Source organism: Novosphingobium mathurense (assembly GCF_900168325.1).
Taxonomy (GTDB): Bacteria; Pseudomonadota; Alphaproteobacteria; order Sphingomonadales; family Sphingomonadaceae; genus Novosphingobium; species Novosphingobium mathurense.
In genome coordinates this window covers 20,993-40,187 of sequence record NZ_FVZE01000002.1, presented here as the reverse complement: position 1 = coordinate 40,187, position 19,195 = coordinate 20,993, and the positions used below count along the sequence as shown (strand labels likewise).

At 65.4% G+C, this 19,195-nt stretch carries 26 protein-coding genes; 8 read left to right on the top strand and 18 right to left on the bottom strand.

Annotated features, from left to right (window positions below; translation table 11 throughout):
- Window positions 1–25 precede the first annotated feature (25 nt).
- Together B5483_RS06970 and B5483_RS23140 are read right to left on the bottom strand one after the other, a co-directional pair.
- On the bottom strand, window positions 26–235 hold the full coding sequence (locus tag B5483_RS06970) for a hypothetical protein (protein WP_054946419.1): 210 nt from the start codon (window positions 233–235) through the stop codon (window positions 26–28).
- Window positions 232–402: a hypothetical protein gene (locus tag B5483_RS23140; RefSeq protein ID WP_156367348.1), complete on the bottom strand. Its 171-nt coding sequence runs from the start codon at window positions 400–402 to the stop codon at window positions 232–234. The genes B5483_RS06970 and B5483_RS23140 overlap by 4 nt, the downstream gene beginning before the upstream one ends.
- 158 nt (window positions 403–560) lie before the next feature.
- On the opposite strand from B5483_RS23140, the gene nadC reads away from it, so the two are divergent.
- Window positions 561–1,433 carry a carboxylating nicotinate-nucleotide diphosphorylase gene (gene nadC, locus B5483_RS06965; RefSeq protein WP_054946420.1) on the top strand — a complete coding sequence of 291 codons (873 nt, stop codon included), beginning with the start codon at window positions 561–563 and terminating at the stop codon, window positions 1,431–1,433.
- A gap of 44 nt (window positions 1,434–1,477) precedes the next feature.
- Complete coding sequence (locus B5483_RS06960) at window positions 1,478–2,140, top strand: ribonuclease T2 family protein (RefSeq protein ID WP_079729929.1); 663 nt, start codon at window positions 1,478–1,480, stop codon at window positions 2,138–2,140.
- 48 nt (window positions 2,141–2,188) lie between these two features.
- On the opposite strand, the gene B5483_RS06955 is transcribed toward B5483_RS06960, so the two are convergent.
- On the bottom strand, window positions 2,189–2,644 hold the full coding sequence (locus B5483_RS06955) for a nucleoside deaminase (RefSeq protein WP_079729928.1): 456 nt from the start codon (window positions 2,642–2,644) through the stop codon (window positions 2,189–2,191).
- A 114-nt stretch (window positions 2,645–2,758) separates the two neighbouring features.
- Between B5483_RS06955 and rpmB the strand changes: the two genes are divergently transcribed.
- Window positions 2,759–3,043 (top strand): 50S ribosomal protein L28, encoded by a 285-nt coding sequence (rpmB, locus tag B5483_RS06950; RefSeq protein ID WP_007012569.1) that lies wholly within the window; start codon window positions 2,759–2,761, stop codon window positions 3,041–3,043.
- Between the two features lie 117 nt (window positions 3,044–3,160).
- Here the strand turns inward: rpmB and B5483_RS06945 are convergent, their stop codons facing one another.
- From B5483_RS06945 to xseA, 4 genes are read right to left on the bottom strand one after another with little or no spacing between them, the layout of a single operon-like run.
- Window positions 3,161–4,147: an esterase-like activity of phytase family protein gene (locus B5483_RS06945; RefSeq protein ID WP_054946422.1), complete on the bottom strand. Its 987-nt coding sequence runs from the start codon at window positions 4,145–4,147 to the stop codon at window positions 3,161–3,163.
- A 48-nt stretch (window positions 4,148–4,195) separates the two neighbouring features.
- Window positions 4,196–5,110: a M23 family metallopeptidase gene (locus tag B5483_RS06940; RefSeq protein ID WP_483869919.1), complete on the bottom strand. Its 915-nt coding sequence runs from the start codon at window positions 5,108–5,110 to the stop codon at window positions 4,196–4,198.
- Window positions 5,107–5,310 carry a DUF2093 domain-containing protein gene (locus tag B5483_RS06935; protein ID WP_038576060.1) on the bottom strand — a complete coding sequence of 68 codons (204 nt, stop codon included), beginning with the start codon at window positions 5,308–5,310 and terminating at the stop codon, window positions 5,107–5,109. Before B5483_RS06935 ends, B5483_RS06940 begins: the two co-directional genes overlap by 4 nt.
- A gap of 26 nt (window positions 5,311–5,336) precedes the next feature.
- Window positions 5,337–6,860 carry an exodeoxyribonuclease VII large subunit gene (xseA, locus tag B5483_RS06930; RefSeq protein WP_079729927.1) on the bottom strand — a complete coding sequence of 508 codons (1,524 nt, stop codon included), beginning with the start codon at window positions 6,858–6,860 and terminating at the stop codon, window positions 5,337–5,339.
- On the opposite strand from xseA, the gene purD reads away from it, so the two are divergent.
- Both purD and B5483_RS06920 read left to right on the top strand, forming a co-directional pair.
- A complete protein-coding gene (gene purD / locus B5483_RS06925; RefSeq protein WP_054946424.1) occupies window positions 6,859–8,142 on the top strand; it encodes a phosphoribosylamine--glycine ligase in 1,284 nt (427 codons plus the stop codon). The genes xseA and purD overlap by 2 nt on opposite strands.
- Before the next feature lie 13 nt (window positions 8,143–8,155).
- Window positions 8,156–8,680, top strand: a complete 525-nt coding sequence (locus B5483_RS06920) for a hypothetical protein (RefSeq protein WP_054946425.1) — start codon at window positions 8,156–8,158, stop codon at window positions 8,678–8,680.
- A gap of 79 nt (window positions 8,681–8,759) precedes the next feature.
- Here B5483_RS06920 and B5483_RS06915 read toward each other — a convergent pair whose 3' ends face one another.
- Window positions 8,760–9,269, bottom strand: a complete 510-nt coding sequence (locus B5483_RS06915) for a 3'-5' exonuclease (protein WP_079729926.1) — start codon at window positions 9,267–9,269, stop codon at window positions 8,760–8,762.
- A gap of 14 nt (window positions 9,270–9,283) precedes the next feature.
- On the bottom strand, window positions 9,284–10,291 hold the full coding sequence (locus B5483_RS06910; protein WP_054946427.1) for an adenosine kinase: 1,008 nt from the start codon (window positions 10,289–10,291) through the stop codon (window positions 9,284–9,286).
- Between the two features lie 137 nt (window positions 10,292–10,428).
- Here B5483_RS06910 and B5483_RS06905 point away from each other — a divergent pair, with 137 nt between their 5' ends.
- Window positions 10,429–10,881, top strand: coding sequence for a hypothetical protein (locus B5483_RS06905; protein WP_139383934.1), 453 nt, complete (start codon window positions 10,429–10,431; stop codon window positions 10,879–10,881).
- 71 nt (window positions 10,882–10,952) lie between these two features.
- Complete coding sequence (locus B5483_RS06900; protein WP_054946428.1) at window positions 10,953–11,255, top strand: hypothetical protein; 303 nt, start codon at window positions 10,953–10,955, stop codon at window positions 11,253–11,255.
- 15 nt (window positions 11,256–11,270) lie between these two features.
- Here B5483_RS06900 and B5483_RS06895 read toward each other — a convergent pair whose 3' ends face one another.
- Genes B5483_RS06895 through B5483_RS06855 form a run of 9 tightly spaced genes read right to left on the bottom strand, consistent with a single transcriptional unit; the run spans window position 11,271 to window position 17,688 of the window.
- A complete protein-coding gene (locus B5483_RS06895; protein ID WP_054946429.1) occupies window positions 11,271–11,630 on the bottom strand; it encodes a HesB/IscA family protein in 360 nt (119 codons plus the stop codon).
- Window positions 11,627–12,145, bottom strand: coding sequence for a GNAT family N-acetyltransferase (locus tag B5483_RS06890; RefSeq protein ID WP_079729925.1), 519 nt, complete (start codon window positions 12,143–12,145; stop codon window positions 11,627–11,629). The genes B5483_RS06895 and B5483_RS06890 overlap by 4 nt, the downstream gene beginning before the upstream one ends.
- On the bottom strand, window positions 12,142–12,633 hold the full coding sequence (locus B5483_RS06885) for an SUF system Fe-S cluster assembly protein (RefSeq protein WP_054946431.1): 492 nt from the start codon (window positions 12,631–12,633) through the stop codon (window positions 12,142–12,144). Before B5483_RS06885 ends, B5483_RS06890 begins: the two co-directional genes overlap by 4 nt.
- Entirely contained in the window at window positions 12,630–13,787 is a 1,158-nt protein-coding gene (locus B5483_RS06880) for an aminotransferase class V-fold PLP-dependent enzyme (RefSeq protein ID WP_079729924.1), read from the bottom strand. Before B5483_RS06880 ends, B5483_RS06885 begins: the two co-directional genes overlap by 4 nt.
- A gap of 47 nt (window positions 13,788–13,834) precedes the next feature.
- The gene (locus B5483_RS06875; RefSeq protein WP_054946433.1) at window positions 13,835–14,572 is read right to left on the bottom strand and encodes a SufD family Fe-S cluster assembly protein; all 738 of its coding nucleotides are present in this window, start codon (window positions 14,570–14,572) and stop codon (window positions 13,835–13,837) included.
- Entirely contained in the window at window positions 14,569–15,312 is a 744-nt protein-coding gene (gene sufC / locus B5483_RS06870; protein ID WP_079729923.1) for a Fe-S cluster assembly ATPase SufC, read from the bottom strand. Before sufC ends, B5483_RS06875 begins: the two co-directional genes overlap by 4 nt.
- A gap of 2 nt (window positions 15,313–15,314) precedes the next feature.
- Window positions 15,315–15,791, bottom strand: coding sequence for an endonuclease domain-containing protein (locus B5483_RS06865; RefSeq protein WP_079729922.1), 477 nt, complete (start codon window positions 15,789–15,791; stop codon window positions 15,315–15,317).
- Entirely contained in the window at window positions 15,791–17,281 is a 1,491-nt protein-coding gene (gene sufB, locus B5483_RS06860; RefSeq protein WP_054946436.1) for a Fe-S cluster assembly protein SufB, read from the bottom strand. Before sufB ends, B5483_RS06865 begins: the two co-directional genes overlap by 1 nt.
- The gene (locus B5483_RS06855) at window positions 17,278–17,688 is read right to left on the bottom strand and encodes an SUF system Fe-S cluster assembly regulator (RefSeq protein WP_007012550.1); all 411 of its coding nucleotides are present in this window, start codon (window positions 17,686–17,688) and stop codon (window positions 17,278–17,280) included. The genes sufB and B5483_RS06855 overlap by 4 nt, the downstream gene beginning before the upstream one ends.
- Before the next feature lie 385 nt (window positions 17,689–18,073).
- Between B5483_RS06855 and B5483_RS06850 the strand changes: the two genes are divergently transcribed.
- Window positions 18,074–19,129, top strand: coding sequence for a quinone-dependent dihydroorotate dehydrogenase (locus B5483_RS06850; RefSeq protein ID WP_079729921.1), 1,056 nt, complete (start codon window positions 18,074–18,076; stop codon window positions 19,127–19,129).
- Window positions 19,130–19,195 lie beyond the last annotated feature (66 nt).

Genomic DNA, 19,195 nt, shown 5'->3' with positions numbered 1-19,195 from the left:
GCGGTAGTGAAGCCGAACCCGAAGGTTACTTCGTCGCGTACTGTCCGGCCTGGGCCTTGAAGTTTTCGCGCGCGAAGGTCTTGGCCGCGGCCTGCGTGTCGAAGACTTCGTCCTGCAGGGTCGACTTGACGATTGGATAGCCCCGCGAATTGTAGTGCGTGTCGCGCACGGTCAGCCGGTATTTGCCATCCTCGCCCTTCTGGATGAGGTAAGGTTTGTCGACGCTGTCGTTCATGGCATTTCTCCGGGTGTCAGGGTTGTGGGGCGTTGTGGTTTCGCGATCGGATCGCAGAAACCTTGCGCGGTCTGATGGCAGGACAGCGCTGTCCCGAGCACGGGCAGGACCTGGGCCAAGGCGGCCGTCGGGATACTCCGGCGCAGATTGATATGATCGATCTTCATCACGATGCTCCAGCGACGTAAGCGGGAGCGCGGATGGTCTCTCAGCCACGAGCGCCTACGAATTCGGTTGCTCGTGATCGTTTCGCTATGGTCCCATGTGGCTACGATTGCAAATCGCGCATCGACGGTGGAACTCGACATGGGCCCGCGGCCTTGGCATGGACGGCGCCATGAACGACTTCACGCTGACCGGTTTCGACCTTGCCGCCTTCGTTGATGCCACGCTTGCCGAAGACCTCGGCGTGGGCCTGCCGGGAGGCGGGCATGACGTGACCTCGGAAAGCGTGATCGATGCCGATGCGCGCTTTGCCGGCGTCATGGATTCGCGCGATGCGATCACTGTTGCGGGCCTGCCGCTTGCGGCGGCTTTCTTCCGCAAGCTCGACCCGGACATGGAGATCGAGATCCTGGTGGAGGAAGGCGCGCGCGTCGAGCCGGGCTCGGACCTCATGCGCCTCTCGGGCAATGCCCGCGCCATGCTGACGGCAGAGCGCAGCGCGCTCAATACCGTGCAGCATCTGTCCGGGATCGCGACGATGACGCGTGAATATGTCGATGCCATGGGCGGCCACGGCACTCTTCTCGATACGCGCAAGACGATCCCGGGCCTGCGTCACCTCGAAAAGTACGCGACCCGCACCGGCGGCGCGCAGAATCATCGCATGGGCCTGTGGGACGCGGCGATGATAAAGGATAACCACGTCCTCGTTGCCGGCGGCGTCGGTCCGGCCGTGGCGCGTGCCAGGGCGGCGGGCGTGGCCCAGATCATCTGCGAGGTCGATCGTCTCGACCAGATCGAACCGGCCATTGCGGCGGGCGCGCATCACCTCCTGCTCGACAACATGGGGCCCGACATGCTGCGCGAGGCGGTCGCCCTGGTCGCCGGACGCGTGCCGACCGAGGCTTCGGGCGGCGTCAATCTCAGGACCATCGGCGCGATTGCCGCCTCGGGCGTCACTTATGTCTCGGTCGGCCGTCTCACCCAGAGCGCACCGGCTGCCGACATCGGCCTCGACTTCACGCCGCTGTGAGGCCCCTGCTCGCGGCTCGGGCCGGTCTGGTCCTTGCGGCGCTTATGCCGGTCCCTGCGCTGGCCCAGGCCTATCAGTGCGCCGTACCGCGCAGCATTGCCCCGGTGGGGCCGCAGGCGCCCGACGGGCCGGTCCGCAAGGTCGCCGTCGCGGGCTATACCCTCGCGGCAAGCTGGTCTCCCGATTACTGCAAGATGAGCGGCGAAACGGATTCGATGCAGTGTTCGCGCCGCAACGGACGTTTCGGCTTCGTCCTGCACGGCCTCTGGCCCGAAGCGCGCAATGGCCCTGCGCCGCAGTGGTGCGCAACCCGGCCGCTGCCCTCGCCCGACCTGCTCCGCCGCCATATGTGCATGACGCCCTCTGCCAGCCTCCTCGCCCATGAATGGGCCAAGCACGGAAGTTGCATGACGAAGCGGCCGGAGACCTACTTCAAGGTCAGCGCAATCCTCTGGCGCTCGATCCGCTGGCCCGATGCCGATCGCCTTTCGCGCGAAGACGACCTGACGGTGGGCGATCTGCGCCGTGCCTTTCTCGCCGGTAATCCGGACTGGACGGCGGATCAGGTCGGCGTGGACGTCAGCCGCGGCGGCTGGCTGCGCGCGATCGAGCTTTGCTACGGGAAGGATTTCATGCCCCGGGCCTGCAACCGCAGGCAGTGGGGCCCCGGCGATTCCACGCCGCTGAAGATCTGGCGGGGCCTCTAGGGCCCGAATCCAAAGATACCCGCCAAGAATGCGTGGGAAGGTTGACGGCTATCTGCGGTCCCGGAAGAAGGCCCTGAGCATTTCCGCGGCCTCGGCTTCGCCCATGCCCGAATAGACTTCCGGACGATGCAGGCACTGGCTGTGTTCGAAGACGCGCGCGCCGTGTTCCACCGCGCCGCCCTTGGGATCGGGAGCGGCATAATAGAGTCGGGCGATGCGGGCGTGGGAGATCGCCCCGGCGCACATGGCGCAGGGCTCCAGCGTCACCCACAGCTCGCAGCCTTCGAGTCGTTCATTGCCGAGAATCTGCGCGGCGGTGCGAATCGCTTCGATTTCGGCGTGGCTGGTCGGGTCGTGGCGCTCACGTGGGCCGTTGCGGCCGGTGGCGATGACTTTTCCGTCCCTTACAATGACCGCGCCGATCGGGACTTCGCCCGAATCCGCGGCTTCGCGGGCTTGCGCCAGCGCCAGTTGCATGTATTCGGGGAGCGGCCAGCGAGTCATGAGGACGCGCTAGCCTGCGAAAAACCGCGGCGCAACTTGACGTTCACCTGGTGACTCGGTAAGGGCGCGCCTTCCCGTACAAACGGCCAAGATTTTTTTCGAGCGAGAGTAGACATGTCCCGCATCTGCGAACTGACCGGCAAGGGTCGTCAGGTCGGCTGCAACGTCAGCCACGCCAACAACAAGACCAAGCGCGTGTTCCTGCCCAACCTTCAGAACGTCACGCTGATGTCGGAAGGTCTGGAGCGTAGCTTCAAGTTCCGCGTTTCGACGCACGGCCTTCGCTCGGTTGAGCACAACGGCGGCCTCGACAACTGGCTGCTGAAGACTTCCGATACGAAGCTCAGCCCGCGCGCCGTCAAGGTGAAGCGCGAGCTGAAGAAGAAGCAGGCCGCCTGATTTCCGGCTCCCTTCGGGGAGCCTGACAAGGCACTGGTTCGAAAAAGGCGTGCGAGGGTTCCTCGCGCGCCTTTTCGCGTGGCCGCCTGCTTCCTGAAATATGCTCCTGAGTGATTTTCAGGGCAGGTCGCGTGGATCGACGGAGAGTTTCCAGAGCAGCGTGCGCTGGAAATCCGAAAAATTGTCGTCCGAGATCAGCCAGACGGTCAGGCGATCCTTGCCTTGTGGCACGACCGCAAGCCCTTCGAAATTGTCGACCGGCAGGCTCGTGGCGATTCGGGCCACTTCCTTTGCGCGCCAGGTCGCGCCGGGCCGAATCTCGGCAGGGTCGGCGATGGCGATGCGTCCGGCGAATCGTTGCGGCATCGGCCAGACGAGCCGACGCATCAGGATCAGCAGACGACCGTCGGGCAATTGCGTCATGTCGGTGGGGCTGAAGCCCTTCGGACCATCGAACGTGAAGTGCCACGATTTCGGCCGCGTCGTGGGATCGCCCTCGAAGACGACGGCGTCGTGTTTGCGGTCCTCGAGCCAGCCCTTGAAGGCCTCGCGCAGCAGGACGAATCGCCCGTCGGCAAGGCGGGTCATGGCTTCCGGGCCCGAGTTCACGCCCCAGTGGCGAATCGCGCCGGGCCGGATCTTGGTTTCCACGTTCAGTCCGGGACCGAGCCGAACGACCGAATTGGAGCCCTCCATTCCCAGCCAGATCGTGCCGGAGCGCGGATCGCGCGTTGCCGATTCGACGTCGCGATCGGCCTTGTCGTTCCATCGGCTGATATTCAGGTTGCCGCTTGCCAGCGCACCGGGTCTGCGACCCGGCAAAGTGAAGCGCAGGTATCCGCCCGAATCGCTGAGGGCGAGGAGCTGTCCACCTGGCATGGCCAGCAGCGTCGAATAGCCGCCGAAGCCGCGCGACCGGCTGGCCATGTGCCACGCGCCTTCCAACCGGAATGGGCCGAGGTGAAACTGCGGGTCCGCTCCGGGGCGCGGCGTCAGGGCGACATAGTCGAACGTCATGTCCGGAGGGCGCGGAGTCGTGGGCGATCGCAGCCAGGTGACGCCTGCAAGCAGGATCAGGAACGGAAGGGCGATGCTGCGGCGCACAAAAGCTGGATAATCAATCGTGCGCCGACGGCAAGGCCGCTTCGTCGATCAGTTCATCGGTCCGGTGAAAAGAAGCGGATCGAGCCTGTCGGACTGCCACTTGATGCTCCAGTGCAGGTGCGGGCCGGTCGCGCGGCCGGACATGCCGATCTTGCCGATCACCTGCCCCTGCTTCACGTGATCGCCTTCTTGCACAAGGATTTGCGAACAGTGCAGGAAGGCGCTGTTGAGGCCCATGCCGTGGTCCAGCATCAGCAGGTTGCCTTCCAGCGTGAAGGGCTTTTCCGCCGCGAGGATCACGACGCCGTCCGCCGGGGCGACGAAGGGCGTGCCGCTTGTGCCGGAGGTTATGTCGATACCCGAATGGTAGCTGCCCGGTTCGCCACGATAGATGCGCTGCGATCCGAAGCGGCCGGAAATACGGCCCTTCACCGGCCAGATGAAGTGCTGGCGCCACCCCTGCGCGCCGGTTTCCAGCGCCCGCGCGGCATTGATGCGGTCGAGTTCCGGCTGCCGGATCTTCATGAAGGCCTCGGAAGGCCCACCCGAGCGGCGCGGAATGTTGATTCGCTCGATGTGCCAGTCGCGCGGGGAAACGGTGAGCGCCTGGCGATAGGTCGTGCCGTCCTTCATCCGTGCGGTGAGGATCTCTTCTGGCCCGGCATCACGGTCGAACGCGGCGAACCAAGCGCCGTCCGGCGCGATCCGCACCGATTCGCCGTTGAGCTTGAGGTCGGTGGTTCCCGCGGGGGCCACCCCGCGAATCCATCCGCCCTGCGTCATTTCGCCGGAGAAGGCGATATTGGCCGGGCGCGGGGCTGCTGCCGGAGAAACCGGGACATTGGTTGAAGCATGGGCGGAACCGGCGGGTTCGACCATGGCATTACCGGCGAGAATCAGGCTGCCACCAGCGGCAAGGCCGCTCAGCTTCAGCCAGGCGAAACGAGCAGGTTGGCCCTTCATGCCTTCCCGAGGAGACGCCGGGTGGCAATTTCCGCGGTGGCATAGGGTTCCTGACGCTCCACGCTCCAGTAGCGCAAGGCTTCGAGCGAGATCTTCTCACCGGTCACGGCGCAAGTGACGAAGTGGCCGGAGCTGATCATGCGGAACCCGTTGGGTCCGTAGCTGAGGGTTGCGGGGCGTTCGGCAGAAGACATTAGCATGGGAGATTTCTAGCAGAGGCTCGTGGTCAAAACAAATCGCCCTGTCGCGGCCGATCCGGATTCGATCGTTCCGGTCTGGCCGCGGGCTTGCGCGGGGCTGCCGCAGCAGGCGCGGGCTTGGGTTCAGGAGACACCGAATCGCCTGAACCGGTCGTGACCGGGAGGTCCCCGTCACGGAATTCGAGCACCAGCGCCGCTTCCCGGGCCGCCAGCTCGCGGCTGGTCACTGCCCTGCCCTCGGCGGTCTTGACCAGGGCATAGCCGCGCTGCAGCGGTAGGCGCGGATCGAGCTGGGGCAGCACGCGCGATACCGGGGCAAGGCTGTCGCGCGCCATCGACCAGCGGCGGGTGAGCAACCGTGGCGTCAGTCCGGTGCGCGCCAGCCTCTCGCTGCTCGCCTGCGCGCGGTGGCGCAGCAGCGCGAGCGGCCTGCCGACCGAGGCGAGGCGCTTTTCGGCATTCGAAGCGCGGTCCTGCAGTCCGCGGCGCAGGCGATCGGTCAACTCGTCGAGCCGCTGCGTCTTGGCGGCAAGAATCGCATCCGGTTTGGGCAGGCGCTGGACCCGCGCCTCCAGCCTCTCGCGGCCCAGCGTCACCGGCCGTAACGCGCAGCGGCGCTTGCGCAGGGCCAGTTCGTCGAGCGTCGCCATCAGTTCCGCGCGTACCGGCACCGCGATTTCGGCGGCGGCGGTGGGCGTCGGCGCGCGGCGGTCTGCAGCATAGTCGCACAGGGTGGTGTCGGTCTCGTGCCCGACCGCGGAGATCACCGGGATCGAACATTCCGCCACGGCGCGCACGACCGGCTCCTCGTTGAAGGCCCAAAGGTCCTCGATCGAGCCGCCGCCGCGCGCGACGATGACAAGGTCTGGCCGCGGCACCGGGCCGTCGGCGGGCATCTGCGAGAATCCGCGCACGGCATTGGCTACCTGCGCAGCTGCGCCCTCTCCCTGCACCAGCACCGGCCAGACAAGTACGTGGCTCGGGAAGCGGTCGGCCAGGCGATGGAGGATGTCGCGGATTACCGCGCCGGTGGGCGACGTCACGACGCCAATCACCTGGGGCAGGAACGGGAGCTGCCGCTTGCGCTCGGGCGCGAAGAGACCTTCGGCGGCGAGTCTGGCCCGCAGCTTCTCGAGCAGGGCCAGCAGCGCGCCTTCGCCTGCAATCTCCATCGAATCGATGACGATCTGGTACTTGGAGCGGCCGGGATAGGTCGTCAGCTTGCCGGTCGCGATGACTTCGACCCCGTCTTCGGGGCGAAAGGCAATGCGCTGGGCATTGCCGCGCCACATCACGCCGTCGATCAGGGCCTTGTCGTCCTTGAGCGCGCAATAGAGGTGGCCGGAGGCCGCGCGCTTGACGCCGGAAAGCTCGCCGCGCAGGCGCACGAAGCCGAAGCGGTCTTCCACCGTGCGCTTGAGCAGTGCAGAAATCTCGCTGATGGACAGCGGCGCAGCGTTGTCCCCGGCCGATTGCTTCGCTACCAGCCCACCCTTACGACCATCTCCATATTCGTCGTCATCGTAAGACTCATCGAAAGGCCGCGGCATGAATATCCTTCTTCTGGGCTCGGGTGGACGCGAACATGCGCTGGCCTGGAAGCTGGCGCAATCCCCGCGCTGCTCCACGCTTTATGCAGCTCCCGGAAATCCGGGGATTGCCGAGGCGGGAACCTGTGTGTCGCTCGATGCCACCGATCATGGGGCGGTTATCGCCTTTTGCAACGAGAAGGAAATCGGTCTCGTCGTGATCGGCCCGGAAGCGCCGTTGGTCGATGGCCTGGCCGATTCCCTGCGGGCCGAGGGCATCCCGGTGTTCGGCCCGAGCAAGGCGGCGGCCCAGCTTGAAGGCTCCAAGGGGTTCACCAAGGACCTGTGCGAGAGGGCCGGTATCCCGACGGGCGGCTACGTGCGCGTGTCCAGCGAAGCGGACGGCCTTGCCGCGCTCGAAAAGTTCGGCGCTCCCGTCGTGATCAAGGCGGACGGCCTTGCCGCAGGCAAGGGCGTTACCGTTGCCATGACGATGGATGAGGCGCAGGAAGCGGTGCGCGACATCTTCGCAGGTCGCTTCGGCGAGGCGGGCGCGGAAGCCGTTATCGAGGAATTCCTGGAAGGCGAGGAAGCCAGCTTCTTCGCGCTGACCGATGGCAGCACCATAGTCCCCTTCGCCTCGGCGCAGGACCACAAGCGCGTGGGCGACGGCGATACCGGCCCCAACACCGGCGGCATGGGCGCCTATAGCCCGGCGCCGGTGCTTACACCTGCGCTGGAGGCCGAGGCGATGACCCGCATCATCGCGCCGACCGTGCGGACTCTCGCCGATGAGGGCATGCCCTATTCGGGGGTACTGTTCCTCGGCCTGATGCTGACCGAGCAGGGACCCAAGCTGATCGAGTATAACTGCCGCTTCGGCGATCCCGAGTGCCAGGTCATGATGCTGCGTCTCGAGAGCGATCTCGTCGAGATCCTGCATGCCTGTGCCGAGAACCGCCTTGGCGCGATCCAGCCGCCGCGCTTCTCCAAGGATACTGCTTTGACGGTCGTCATGGCCGCCGACGGCTATCCCGGCACGCCGGAAAAGGGCGGCAGCATCGCGGGGCTTGCCGCGGCCGAAGCCGATGGCGCCAAGGTTTTCCATGCGGGCACGGCTCTCAAGGATGGCCAACTCGTCGCCAATGGCGGACGTGTGCTCAACGTCACCGCGCGAGGGGCTTCGGTGACCGACGCGCAGGCGAAGGCCTATGCCGCCGTGGATGCGATCGACTTCCCGACCGGCTTCTGCCGCCGCGACATCGGCTGGCGCGAAGTGGCGCGCGAACGGGGCCAGGACTGACCGGAAGGCGGCGATGCTGGAACGTGCCGGTGCCATTCTCAAGCTGGCGGTTGCCCTTGCGATCCTGATCGCGGGCTGCGGGGTCGGATTCTACTACGGTATTTTCCTGCCGAACCATGCCGAGGTGCTCGAAGCGCGACGGCAGGCAGAGGTCGAGGCGGAAGCCGAAGCGCGGCGCGCAGCGCAGCAGCAACAGGCAGCCGAAGCGGCGCAGCGCCAGCAGGCTGCGCGGGTGGAGTACGAGGACTGCGTCAATTTCGCGGAACTCAATTACAAGAACCGCTGGGCCAAGAGCTGCCGCGCGATGCACGAGAACGACGTGGCGGAGTTCCAGGACTGCCTCGACAACTTCTTCAGCACCGAGGAATCGTGCCGTCGGCGCCATCCGATCCGCCCGGAACGCGGCTGCGCCCTGCCCTCGCAGATGGCGTCTGCCCTCTCCGACGACCGCGACCGCGCCAAGGACCAGTGCCTTGGCAAGCTGCAGGCGAGCCAGCCGGACGGGATCGGCGTTTCGGAGGATGCCGGCCCTTTCTGATCGGTCCGGTGTAACTGCGGGGTGCCGGGAAAGGGATCCTGAAACGCGTTCAGGATGAAGCGCTTCGCCGCGCGCAATCTTATTCCGCTTCCTGGCCTTCCAGCAGCAGCTTGACCACGAGGGCAAGGCGCTTGGCGTCCTCTCTTGCGAGGTGTTCCTTGGGCAGGCGCAGCTTGGCCGCTTCCAGAGCGGCCACGACCTGGGGCCGTGTGAAGTTGTGCCGCATCAGGTATTCGCCGAGGAAGTTCACCGCGAAAGGCACCGGGGCCTTGAGGCCGTGCGCCAGCAGTTCAAGCCAATAGGCATCGAGGTCGGCGTCGGCGTAGACTTCGCAATCGCCGACGAACCGGGCCATCTCCTCAAGGACCTGCCCGGCGGGGAGTCCTTCCTTGCGCAGCATCTCAGGGCTGATGCCGTGGAGTTTCTCCGCCTCCTCGGACCAGTCCCAGTGGCGCCACGCCTCCAGCGGACGGATCAGCCACGCGCGGCTTTCGCCGTCGATCCGCGCGATGGCGACTTCGATAGGATAGGATTGGCCGTACTCCGGCAGACAGCTCGCTTCGAAATCGATCAGTGCCGGACAGCTCAATCCGTGTGTGCTCCTTAGGTGAGTTTCTCTGCCATCAGCGCCTGCAGGCTCCGCTCTGGGCGGGCGCCGTAGTGCGAGATCACCTCGCAGGCGCAAATCGCGCCAAGTTTCAGGCTTTGTTCGAGATTCATGCCACGAACGTGCGCAAAGAGGAAGCCCGCGGCGAACAGGTCGCCCGCGCCGGTCGTGTCGACGACGCGCTCGATCGGTTCGGCCGAGACTTCGGCACGCTCGCCGCCCGATAGCGCCACAGCGCCTTCGGGGCCGCGCGTGACCACCAGCACCGGGATCTTCGGCGCGAGCATGGCCAGGCCCTTCTCGAAATCGTCGTCCTGCACGAGCGCGGCCATTTCATGCTCGTTGCAGAACAGCACGTCGATCTGGCCATCATCGATGAGGGCCACGAAATCGTCGCGGTGGCGGTCGATGACGAAAGTTTCGGACGGGGTGAAGGCGACCTTGCGACCGGCTGCGCGGGCGGCGGCGATGGCCTTGCGCATTGCGGCGCGCGGCTCTTCGGGATCCCACAGGTAGCCTTCGAGATAAAGCACGGCAGCCTTGGCGATCGTCGCTTCGTCGAGCGCTTCGGCGGGCAGGAAGTGCGAGGCGCCGAGGAAGGTGTTCATCGTGCGCTGGCCGTCGGGCGTCACGAAGATGAGGCAGCGGGCCGTCGGCGGGTCGCCAGCGCGCGCGGGGGTGTCATATTCGATGCCGCCGGCGCGGATGTCATGGGTGAAGACTTCGCCGAGCTGGTCCTGCGCGACCTGGCCGATGAAGCCGCACTTTGCGCCGAGCGAGGCAAGTCCGGCCAGCGTATTGGCGGCCGAACCGCCGGAGATTTCGCGTGCGGGGCCCATGGCGGCGTAGAGGTCGCGCGCCTGGTCGGCATCGATCAGCATCATTCCGCCCCGGGCAAGGCCGAGTTCCTCGATCAGGCTGTCCTCGCAATTGGCGATGACGTCGATGATAGCATTGCCGATGGCGATGACGTCCAGGGTGGGCGCCACGGGGTTGGATGCCATGAAGGGAAGGTCCTTGACTGATCGGGTTGGGAAATGACGATGCGGCCTGCCTACCGCGCGCCCTGTCGCTCCGCAAGCGCGCGCGCGAATTGCCCCCGTTGACAGCGGAGCGGCGGCGCGCGATGCGCAGGCCAGCCATGATCATGACTTCGTCCGGGGCTTCCCTGCATCGTCTTCGCGGACCCATCGCCGCCTGCTGCCTTGCCATGCTGCTCGCCGCCTGCGGCACGAGCCCCGGCGGGGTTTCCAGCGCGTCCGGCAGCGGTGGTGCGTCGCGCGTGCCTGCCGTGCGTCAGCCGACGCGCACTTCGCCGCGCGATCCCAAGTTCCTGAACCTGCCCGGTCTGGAAGGGGTGATCGGGGCGAGCCAGAAGCAACTCGTGCGCCAGTTCGGCAGCCCCCGGCTCGACGTGTGGGAAGGCGATGCGCGCAAGCTGCAGTTCACCGGAACCGCCTGTGTGCTGGACATCTACCTCTATCCCACGTCCTCCTCGCGCGAGCCGGTGGCGACCTACCTCGATGCGCGCCGTGCCTCGGATGGACAGGACGTGGATCGCGCCGCCTGCGTGGCCGCGCTGCGCCAGCCCTGACATGCTTGCCCCGGGGGCCGGGGAAGTTCCGAATTGTCAAAGTTAACTGGCGGTGTCTATCATGCTGCCCGATGGCGAAGGGCAGTGTCTTTCTCGTTTCATGTGAACTCGCAGGCGACAGCCCGCCGCTGCGCCGCGAAGGCTACGCGGGCGCCCATGTAACCTGTCTGGTTTCAAGCGAGGACATTCGCGAAGCGATATGGCTTGCAACCGAGGCCCTTGACGAGGATGAGTACGAGATTGTCGATATCTACAGTGCGGTCCGCTTTGATGCGGAGGACTGGCAGGACGACGATGAAATGATTTCGCTGGCCGAGCAGACGCGCAGCGATACCGAAACCCGCTATTCCACGTTCAACACCTGGGGGCATTGAGCCCCCTTTCCCGTATCAGACGGTGAAGCTCTCGCCGCAGCCGCAGCTGCCCTTGGCGTTGGGATTGTCGAATACGAAGCCGGCGGTGAAGTCGTCTTCCTGCCACGACATCGTCGAGCCGATGAGGTAGAGCACCGAGGCGCCGTCGATGTAGAAGGTGCCGCCGGGCGTCTCGATCTTCTCGTCGAGCGCGTTTTCCTCGCTGACGTAGTCGACCGAATAGGCAAGTCCCGAGCAACCGCGGCGCGGGGTAGACAGCTTGACGCCGATCGCGCCTTCGGGCGCGTCGGCCATGAGCTTGGCGATGCGCGTTTCGGCGGAAGGCGTCAGGATGACCGCGGCGGGACGCTGACGAGTCGTTGCTGTAGTCGTCATGGCAGCTTCTTTTCCCAGAATTGCGCCGTTCCCGCTTCGGGATCGAGCGCGTAGTTTTCATAGCCGAGCGAGGCGTAGAGCGCCTTGGCCGGCGCATTGCCGCCCAGCACTTCGAGCGTGACCTTGCAGGCTCCGCGGGCGGTGGCTTCGGCTTCCACGGCCTGCATCAATGCGCGGCCGATGCCTTTGCCCCTGTGCGCAGAGGATACCACAAGATCGTGGATGTTGACGAGCGAGCGGGCCGCGAAGGTCGAAAAGCCGGTGAAGCAGTTCGCCAGCCCGACCGGTTGCGCCGCGTCGAAAGCGAGCAGGGTAAATGCGCCGGGGAAGGCATCGAGCGCGGGCACGAGCCTGGCGCGCACGGCTTCGTCCAGCTCCTTGCCACCGCCCATCGGGTCGCGGGCATAGCTGTCGAGCAGCGCAACCAGCGCCGCGCCATCGCCTTCGTAGCCGTAATCGGCAAGGCGGATGGTCAGCCCTTCGGCAGTTTCGGGGGCGGCGAGGGTTTCGGTCACAGCATGCCCAGTTCGAGCTTCGCCTCGTCCGACATCTTGGCCATGTCCCACGGCGGATCCCAGACGAGATTGACTTCGCAGTCGCGCACGCCCGGCACTGCAGCCACGCGCATTTCCACTTCGCCCGGCATCGATTCGGCGACCGGGCAGTGCGGTGTCGTGAGCGTCATGGTCACTGCCACCGCGGATTCGGGCGAGACGTCGACGCCGTAGATGAGGCCGAGGTCATAGATGTTCACCGGGATCTCCGGGTCGAAGATCTCCTTCAGCGCAGCGATCACGCCGTCGTAGATATCGCCGCCCGGTTCGCCGGGGTTTGCGCCCTGCGGCTTTTCCGCGAGGAAGCCTTCGAGGTAGTCGCGCTTGCGTTCAAGCTTATCGGCCGCACTCTCGGCGGCCGGGGGCGCGGCGTCTTCGACCCGCGCGCGCGGCGGCGGTGTTGCCGAATCGACTTCCTCGACCTGAAACTTGCGGGATTCGTCGCTCATCCGAATATTCTCCTCGTGCGCTCGATTCCTTTCAGGAGCGCCTCGATATCGCTTTCGTCGTTGTAGAGACCGAAGCTGGCCCGGGCCGTGGCGGGAACGCCAAGGTGATCCATCAGCGGCTGCGCGCAGTGGTGACCGGCGCGAATGGCAACGCCTTCTTCGTCGAGAATCGTGCCGAGATCGTGCGGGTGGACCCCATCGAGCGCGAAGCTGACGATGCCGACCGAGTCGGCAGGGCCGAACAGGGTGACGTCGTTGCGCTGGCCCAGTTCTTCGCGCAGGCGGGCGGCGAGCTCGCGTTCATGCGCTTCGGCGACATCGAGGCCGACCTGTTCCAGCCAGTCGATCGCGGCGGCAAGGCCGATCGCTTCGACGATCGCAGGCGTGCCTGCCTCGAAGCGCTGCGGCGCCGGGGCCCAGGTCGTCCTCTCGAAAGTGACGCGATCGATCATCGATCCGCCGCCGTGCCACGGGGGCATGTTCTCGAGAATCTCTGAGCGGACCCACAGCACGCCGACACCGGTCGGACCATAGAGCTTGTGCGCCGAGAAAACGTAGAAATCGCAGCCGAGCGCGGCCATGTCGAGCTTGATGCGCGGGGCGGCCTGGCAGCCGTCGATCAGTACCCTGGCTCCGACTTTGTGCGCCAGTTCAACAAGATGTTCCACGTGGAGCACCGAGCCGAGAACGTTGGAGACATGCGCCAGCGCCACCAGCTTGTGGGCGGGCGTCAGCATGCGTTCGGCGGCTTCGAGGTCGATCCGGCCGTCTGCGGTCAGTGGGCAGACGTCGATTTCGACGCCGGTACGCTCGCGCAGCAGTTGCCAGGGCACGATGTTCGAGTGATGCTCCAGCGTCGAAAGCAGGATGCGGTCCCCTGCCCCGAGATTTTCGACGCCCCAGGTGTTGGCGACGAGATTGATCGCTTCGGTCGCGCCGCGCACGAAGACGATTTCCTCTTCGCGTCCGCCGATGAAGGAGGCGACCCGGCGGCGCGCGGCTTCGAAGGCCAGCGTCATTTCCGCCGAGCGGGCATAGACGCCGCGATGCACGGTCGCATAGTCGCGGCCCATCGCATCGACCGTCGCGTCGATCACCGCCTGCGGCTTCTGCGCCGTGGCGGCGGTGTCGAGGTAGTGCCAGCCGCCAGCCATGCCGGGGAACTGGTCACGCACCGAGATCCGGGTAGCCGCCTGGGTGCTCACAGGATCGACTCCAGCCGGGCCAGGGCCGCTTCGCTGAGCGCTTCCTCGTTCGGCGCGCCGATGAAGGCTTCGGCAACAAAAGCCTGCAACATCAGTCGCTTGGCTTGCGGTGGGGTAAGCCCGCGCGAAGCCAGGTAGAACAGGCCCTGCGCGTCGAGTTCGCCGACCGCGCAACCGTGTGCCGCCTTCACGTCATCGGCATAGATTTCCAGCTCGGGTCGGGCATTGGCCGTCGCGGTGCGGTCGATCAGCATGGCGCGGACCGATTGCTCGGCATCGGTGCCATCTGCGCCGCGCGCCACGGCGATGCGGCCGAGATAAGTGCCGGTCGAATGCCCGGCGAGCGCCGAGCGGATCACCTGCATGGACGTCGCATTCTGCTCGCAGTGGGTCACTTCGGTGACGATCTCGAGCGTTTCGCTACCCGTTGCGAGCTGCGCCGCGCCGAGCAGGAAGTCCGCGCCTTCGGCCAGTTCCACGTCGACGGCAATGCGGCCGTAGGCGGGGCCGGCGGTCAGGATGCGCAAGTCGAGCTTCGCGCCCTTCTCGACGCGAATCGCCAGGTGGCGCGCAACCGCGGCCTCGCCCAGCTCGACGATCTGGCGCGAATCTTCCTGTCCGGCCGCAACGACGATTTCCTCGCGCGCGATCGGCCAGACGCCGGCCAGTGCGTCGAAGTCGGCATAACGGAAGGCCTCGTCCTTCCGGGTGGGAAGAGTCGCGGCGAGAGTCATGCAGCCACCGCTTCGTAGCCCTCGGCCTCAAGCTGATGGGCCAGTTCGGGACCGCCCGACTTGACGATGCGGCCATTGGCGAGGACGTGGACGAAGTCCGGCTTCACGTAGTCGAGCAGGCGCTGGTAGTGGGTAATCAGCAGCACCGCCTTGTCGGGTGCGCGCATGATCGCGTTGATGCCTTCGCCGCAGACGCGCAGTGCGTCGATGTCGAGGCCGGAGTCGGTCTCGTCGAGGATCGCCAGCTTGGGGTCGAGAATACCCATCTGGACCATTTCGGCGCGCTTCTTCTCACCGCCGGAGAAGCCGACGTTCACCGGGCGCTTGAGCATGTCCATGTCGAGGCGCAGCAATCCGGCCTTTTCCTTGGCCAGCTTGAGGAACTCGCCGCCCGACAGCGGCTCTTCGCCCCTGCCCTTGCGCTGGGCATTGGCCGCCTCGCGCAGGAACTGGACGAAGGAAACGCCCGGAATCTCGACCGGGTACTGGAAGCCGAGGAACAGGCCGGCCGCTGCGCGTTCGTGGGGTTCCAGCTCGAACAGGTCCTGTCCGTCGAAAGTCACCGAGCCGCCGGTCACTTCGTAACCGGGACGGCCGCCCAGCGTGTAGCCCAGGGTCGACTTGCCGGCGCCGTTGGGGCCCATGATGGCATGAATCTCGCCCGGATTGATTTCGAGCGAGAGGCCCTTGAGGATCGGCTTGTCTGCGACGGTGGCCTGGAGATTATCGATCTTGAGCATTGTCATCCTTCGGCGCTCTCCATCCTGGGAGCGAACTGGCTGCGCGCGCTGCGCTTGTCGAACGGCTTGTTGGTTTCAGAGACGATGGTTTTCATCACGCTTTCGCGGTCGTCGAGCACGGCTTCCTCGGTAAAGCGCAGGACCCGGATGCCGACATCGGACAGCTTCCTGTCCTGCAGCGTCTCGACTTCCGGGTTGGCGTCGGCCGTGGAGATCGAAATGACGATCCAGCGTGACGGGCAGGCGAAATCGACGACTGTCGAACCGACGACGGCCTGGCGGGTGAACTTGACGCCGCCCAGCTTCGAGCCGGAAAGCTCGGCCCAGAGTGCCTGCTGCGCCTCGGTGGGATTGCGGCGCTGATCGCGGGCGCGTTCCTTGAGCCGTTCGAGACGGGCACCGGTGACGTTGAAGGTGCTGACATCGGGTTTCGACGCGGTGGCGGAACGGCTGACGCCCAGAGTCTTGCGTTCGGTCATTACCCTACGCTTCCTTCCAGAGAGATGCCGAGAAGCTTCTGCGCCTCAACGGCGAATTCCATCGGCAGTTGCTGCAAAACTTCCTTGGCGAAGCCATTGACGATCAGCGCCACGGCTTCCTCGGTGTCGAGGCCGCGCTGCATGGCGTAGAACAGCTGGTCATCGCTGATCTTGCTGGTGGTCGCCTCATGCTCGATCTGCGCAGAGGGGTTCTTCACTTCTATATACGGTACGGTGTGCGCGCCGCAGTCCTTGCCCAGCAGCAGCGAATCGCACTGGGTGAAGTTGCGCACGCCATCGGCATTGGCGGCGACGCGCACGAGGCCGCGATAGGTGTTGTTCGACTTGCCCGCCGAAATGCCCTTGGAGATGATCGTCGAGCGGCTGCCCTTGCCGTTGTGGATCATCTTCGTGCCGGTGTCGGCCTGCTGGTAATTGTTGGTGACCGCGACCGAGTAGAACTCGCCCACCGAATCCTCGCCGTTGAGGACGCAGCTCGGGTACTTCCAGGTGATCGCCGAACCGGTTTCGACCTGGGTCCACGAGATCTTCGAGCGCGCGCCCTGGCACAGGCCGCGCTTGGTCACGAAGTTGTAGATGCCGCCCTTCCCCTGGGCATCGCCCGGGTACCAGTTCTGCACCGTCGAGTACTTGATCTCCGCATCCTCGAGCGCGACCAGCTCGACCACGGCGGCGTGAAGCTGGTTCTCGTCGCGCATCGGTGCGGTGCAGCCTTCCAGGTACGAGACGTAGCTGCCCTTTTCGGCCACGATCAGGGTGCGTTCAAACTGGCCGGTATTCTCGGCATTGATGCGGAAATAGGTCGACAGCTCCATCGGGCAGCGCACACCCTCGGGGATGTAGACGAAGGTCCCGTCGGAGAAGACCGCGCAGTTCAGGGCGGCGAAGTAGTTGTCGTGCTGGGGCACGACCTTGCCCAGCCACTTCCTCACCAGTTCCGGATATTCGCGGATCGCTTCGGAGATCGAGCGGAAGATGACGCCGGCCTGCTCAAGCTCCTTGCGGAAGGTCGTGGCGACCGAAACGGAGTCGAACACGGCATCGACCGCGACCTTGCGCGCACCTTCGACGCCGGCGAGGACTTTCTGTTCCTCGAGCGGAATGCCCAGCTTCTCGTAGACCTTGAGAATGTCGGGATCGACCTCGTCGAGCGACTTGGGGCCGTCCTTCTTCTTGGGCGCGGCCCAGTAGTAGGCTTCCTGGTAGTCGATCGGCGGCACATCGAGCTTCGCCCAGTCGGGCGGAGTCATCTCGAGCCAGCGGCGATAGGCCTTCAGGCGCCACTCGAGCATCCATTCCGGCTCATCCTTCTTGGCGGAGATGAAACGGACGGTATCTTCGGAAAGCCCCTTGGGCCCGAATTCCTGCTCGATGTCGGCAACCCAGCCGTGCTCGTACTCGGCGACGCGTGCGGCCGCTTCGCGCGCGGCCTGATCGCGCAGTTCAGGTTGGATCGTTTCGTCGGTCATTCCACTTCCTCGACGAGCTGGACCAGCGAAACCTGCGCCAGTGCTCCGCGCAAGGCCGCATTCACTTGCGGCCAGTGCGGTTGCATGTTGCAGGTCCCCTCCAGCGTACAGTCGTGTTTTCCTTGTTCGAGACAGGCGGTGAGCGCGATCGGCCCTTCGACTGCCTCGACGATGTCGGCAATGGAGATCGCCGCCGGCGGTCTTGCCAGCTTCAGTCCCCCGCCGACGCCGCGCGAGCTCCGCATGAGCCCCGCGCCGGTGAGTTTGCTAACGAGCTTCTGTACCGTGGGTCCGGGAAGCCCGGTTTCCTCGGCAAGTTGGCCGGCCGACACGCGCGCACCGCCACAATGCCGCGCTGCAGCGGACATGATGACGACGGCGTAATCTGCCATGCTCGAAAGGCGCATTCTTGTTGTGTTCCGGACCCTGAATTCAAATCGGAGTAAATCTTTCCAATTTTACCTAGTGCAGGGTCCGGTGAGTTTCAATGGTCGATTGTGACAGCTCGTGCGCCCGGGTTTCCGGGATCCGCGGCCATGCGGCGCAACGGCATTCGGGAAGCAGGACGAAAAAAAGGCGGTTTCCCGTCGAGACAGGAAACCGCCTTTAGGTAATAAAGAACTCGTGCGCATCCCGCTACGAGCCCTTCGGGTCGCAGGTCTCATGTATGCTGCGACCGCGCTAATTTATTGTAGAATTGCGACACGAGCGCCTAACAGGTTGCAGACAACAATCGATTTTTCATGCTGTCTTGCGGAAAAGAAGCGTTTGAGATCGTTCCCTTCCAAGCTTATGCGGAGCCCCGTGATTTACACTCTTGTTCGTCCCGCCCTGTTCCGAATCGATGCCGAAAAGGCCCATGGCCTTGCGCTCAAGGCCCTGAAGCATGCACCGGCCAGAAAGGCGCCCGGCTTTGCAGCCGGCCTCGCCACGCGAGTCGCAGGGATCGAATTTGCCAATCCGGTCGGCATGGCTGCCGGCTTCGACAAGGACGGCGAAGTTCCCGACGCCCTGCTCGGCCTCGGCTTCGGATTTGCCGAAGTCGGCTCGATCACGCCTTTGCCGCAAAGCGGCAATCCCAAACCGCGTCTTTTCCGCCTGGTCGAGGACCGCGCGGTGATCAATCGCATGGGATTCAACAATGGCGGCGCCCAGGCGGCGGTCGAACGGCTCGAAGCGCGGCTCGGCAGGCCCGGAGTCGTCGGCATCAATATCGGCGCGAACAAGGATTCGGTCGACCGCGTGGCCGACTATGCAACGATGGCCCGGCTGATGGCGCCGCTCGCCAGCTACCTTGCCGTCAACATTTCCAGCCCGAACACCCCGGGCCTGCGTGCGCTGCAGGACGAATCGGCCCTCACCGGTCTGCTCGATTCCGTGATCGAGGCGCGTGGCGCGGTTTGCGGTGCCGACGGGCCGCCGATCTTCCTCAAGGTCGCGCCGGATCTGGAACCGGCCGACATCGATGCGATCGCGCGCATTGCCATCGACCGCAAGCTCGGCGCACTGATCGTTTCGAACACCACGATCTCCCGGCCTCCCCTCTCCTCTCCTCATGCCGGGGAAAGCGGCGGCCTGTCTGGCGCGCCGCTGCGTGACCTGGCCCAGCAGCGCCTGCGCGACTTCCGCAAGGCGACAGGCGGGGCGATGCCGCTGGTCGGCGTCGGTGGGATTGCCACGGCCGAGGATGCCTGGGCGCGCATTCGCGCCGGGGCCAGCCTCGTGCAGCTCTACAGCGCGATGGTCTACGAAGGTCCGGGTATCGCCAAGGCGATCTGCAAGGGGCTGGAGCGGCTGATGAAGCGCGACGGGTTCGCGACCGTCGCCGAGGCCGTAGGAACCACGTAACCCGGACGACCGGGCTTTCCGCTCCTTTCGCGGCGGGCACTCCCTGCCGGGTCGCCGGCTGGCGAA